This is a genomic window from Staphylococcus sp. GDY8P72P, assembly GCF_016890655.1.
Lineage (GTDB): Bacteria > Bacillota > Bacilli > Staphylococcales > Staphylococcaceae > Staphylococcus > Staphylococcus arlettae.
The window spans coordinates 1-3,675 of record NZ_JAFEQJ010000032.1; the positions used below are offsets into that span (position 1 = coordinate 1).

The following is a 3,675-nucleotide window of genomic DNA, read 5'->3' on the forward strand; positions in this document are numbered from 1 at the left end:
TCTATTTTTGATATTTAATGCTTCCATAATTTCTTTTACAGTATTTCCAGCTTATTTCATTTCAATCTTTTTATATTTTGTTTCTATTGAATAAGACATTATTTTCATAGAAAAAACACCTCCGTATGATTCATTTTAAATGAATTCAACGAAAGTGTTTTTATTTTATTCCCACTAATTGGGGTCAGTTCATTAATGCGAAAGGCTTATTTACGACCTGAAACACTTGTGTTTAATATGAATATTCAATTGAGTCAAATAATTGTTTGTAATTCTGTTTAGCACTTTCAAAAGTTAATTCAGGTTTTGTGTGAACATTTTGTAATGGCTGTTCGATAATAAGTTTCATATATTTTGTTAATTCAGATATATTGTCCTGCTCTACAAGGTAACCATTTTTACCATGGTCAATAATTTCAGAAGGGCCATATCGTACATCATATGAAATGACTGGACAACCTACATTGATACTTTCCATAACAGATAATCCAAAGCCTTCAAATGAACTTGTTAATAATGAAGCTTTTGATTTTTGGAATTCCATTAATGGATTATTTGTAAATCCATTTATATCAATATTATCTTGTAATTCCAATTCTTCAATTAATTGTTCTAGCTTCCGCTGTTGTCCGAATTCATCTCTACCATATATAGATAATTTAGTAGTAAATCCAGATTTTAGGAAGTTATGATATGCGTATAAGATATGATTGATTTGTTTCTCTTCAGCTATACGACCTATAAAAACAAATCTATCTAATTGCTCTACATTATCAGTAGATTGATGCGGCATTATAAAATGTGGAATTATTGAAATTTTATCAGGATCAATGTTAGTAACATTGAGTATATCTGATTTTTGTTTTTCTGTTAGTAGTAAATATTGGGTAACCTTTTGTGGATTTTCTAAAGCCATTTTATATGATTGGTTAATTGTTTTATTGTCATTTAAATGACTGCTATGAAATACGAGTATATTTTTAGTTTTATTTTGTTGGTTTAATAATGGTTTATCTAATAATCGTGCATCACAAAAGACAACATCATTTTCGTTAAATTTATTTTCAAAATAGTGTTGAAACAACTGCTTTTCTGTTTTGAAAGTCAGGTGTGGTCTGCCATGTCTATACGTTTGTATGTAAATTAAACTATTTTTTTCATTATCTTCGAACATCTTTGTACAATAAATATTTCCATTTTTGTCAAAGAACTCTTCATAAATTCGTTTTTTACTATTAGGTGAGTAATGTAATTTTTTATGTAATACACCATAATTATTGTATTGCCAACGCTGTATTCTTTTTTTACTTATGGGTGACATAAAATCTTCAAATTCAAGTATGTTAGTATTTTCTTTAAACTTTCTATAAAGAACATAGGTTTTATCGTTGCTATAATAACGCACTATATGTTTGGAAGTATCCACTACATGAGTTAAACCTTCAATTTTTACTGAAGTTTCTATATATGTTGTTGTGCTACTATCGTAAGGCTCTGAACATGAGAGTAACTTGTAGTCAGCCAACCAATCATAAATATTATCATAACGTATGTTTTCAGTTACTTTTCCTTCTGTTAAAAACTTTCTATAAACATCATTGTAATTAGCATTATAATTTGTAGTTAATATAGTAGTAGGTATATTTAACGCTTGATCTAAAAACTTATTTCTTGCTAATAATGATTTCGTTCTACCACCATGTAACAGTGGTAATGTTGATGTAACAGTGTATATCATTTGAAACCCCCTATACTGTAACACAACTCTTAATCTTAAAATTCATACAATGAACAATGTAAAAATGTTTTGTATTATTTTTCGATTCTCCCATGAGTTATGCTTATTTCCATTGCTACTAAAATATCGATTGCAATAACTGTAAAGTATGATTTTGTAATAATTTTTATTGCTGTGTTTTATACTAAAAAGTTTGTGTATAATAAACGGGTGTTGATTATAGTTATAAAATAAAATTCACAACAATTCAAAAATACATACTAACTAATACCAGAATATTTACAAAGATTATATTGAAAATTATTTTAGGTCCATATTTTTATTATAGCAAACGACATAATAAACTGATATAGAAATAACACAATAATTTTATAAAATTATTCGATGATATAAATTCTAGTTGCATAATTTGAATTAGGAAAAATGTGTTGAAAAAATAATAATATGAGCCATAAATACTTATAGTTTTATTCAGACAATTATATAACTAAAGATTACATGTAAGACTTGAATCTAGCTAAAAATAATAGTGTGAAATAGTGTTTTAAACGTTACTTCGTGGATAAATGAGTAGTGTAAATTATTAGAACTTTGTATTACTAACACACTTATTGATTAAATGAGAATTTAGTATTAGAGGGGAGTTGATGGTGCTATAATTTAAGTGGGAGTGTGATACATGATTATCAATGTTATTTTTTGTTCTGTTTTATTCAGCTTTTTGTATCAAATTTCAACGTTTTCAACGCTTTCTATTCGGCGTCTGTTCAAGCGTTCTCAATGTGATTTATGCCAAAAAGTACTACCATTGTATCGCCTAATTCCAGTCGTCAGTTATATTTTACAATGTGGACGCACACATTGTTGCAAACAGCCACTACATTATAGTTATTTCGTAGGGGAATTGACTGCAGTGGTTATAGGTATCTGTTTGTATCATTTTGATGTGATTTTAGACGATACTACTTTTCTATTACTTGTCCTTGTGTTACTCACTTTAGCTATTAATGACCTCGTAACTTTATCTATTCCACTACATATAATTGTTATTGCAGTAATTTGTGGTGTAGTATTAGCACCTTTTTATTTACCTCAGTTTTTTATCATTACTTTCGTATTACATTGCTTCTTTTTATTATTTAAGGATGCCATCGGGTACGGTGATATTCTCGTATTTTCATATTTAAGTTTATTTGTTCCAGCACCTCATCTATTACACATTTTCATGATTACATTTATCTTAGCTGGTATAATTGGTTTGCTTCATTGGCTTATTCATCGAAATGTTCAAGCCAAATTACCCCTCATACCTTTTATCTTTCTTGCACTAGTCATTACTTCTTTTAATATTATTCCATTTTAGGAGTTGAACTATATTGAAAATTAAAGATCTTGCAACTTCAGAAAAACCACGTGAGCGCTTGTTATATAAAGGAGCTGAACATTTATCTAATGCGGAATTATTAGCTATATTATTAAATACTGGGAGAAAGGGATTTTCTAGTATAGATATAGCACATGAAATCTTAAGTACTGTCGATAGTATTCATTATTTAAAAAAGTTAACTATTAGTGATTTGCAAAATATAAAGGGAATAGGTACATATAAAGCTATTGTATTAAAAGCTGCTTTCGAATTAGGAGAAAGAATGCATTCAGGTAGCATTGAAAGCCAAATCAAAATAACAAGTCCTCAAGATGTGGCAACATTTTTGATGGGAGAAATGCAACATTTAACACAAGAAATATTTGTAGCATTATTTTTAAATTCTAAAAATATAGTAATTAAAAAACAGACCATTTTTAAAGGGACGCTTACAAGCGCTATTGTACATCCGAGAGAATTGTTCAATGCGGCAATTCAGTGGGCAAGTAATGCAATTATTGTAGTCCATAATCATCCATCAGGGGATGCATTAAACATAGTATCCTAAACT

2 protein-coding genes and 1 pseudogene are annotated in these 3,675 nt (G+C 28.4%); 2 read left to right on the plus strand and 1 reads right to left on the minus strand.

Features of this window, described 5'->3' with window-relative positions:
• Nucleotides 1-232: 232 nt before the first annotated feature.
• Nucleotides 233-1,738 (minus strand): glycosyltransferase, encoded by a 1,506-nt coding sequence (locus tag JVU85_RS12095; protein WP_204172637.1) that lies wholly within the window; start codon nucleotides 1,736-1,738, stop codon nucleotides 233-235.
• 679 nt (nucleotides 1,739-2,417) lie between these two features.
• Between JVU85_RS12095 and JVU85_RS12100 the strand changes: the two genes are divergently transcribed.
• A complete protein-coding gene (locus tag JVU85_RS12100; RefSeq protein WP_031266636.1) occupies nucleotides 2,418-3,101 on the plus strand; it encodes a prepilin peptidase in 684 nt (227 codons plus the stop codon).
• 13 nt (nucleotides 3,102-3,114) lie between these two features.
• A pseudogene (radC, locus tag JVU85_RS12105) lies at nucleotides 3,115-3,651 on the plus strand (RadC family protein); the annotation flags it as partial.
• Between the last annotated feature and the right edge of the window lie 24 nt (nucleotides 3,652-3,675).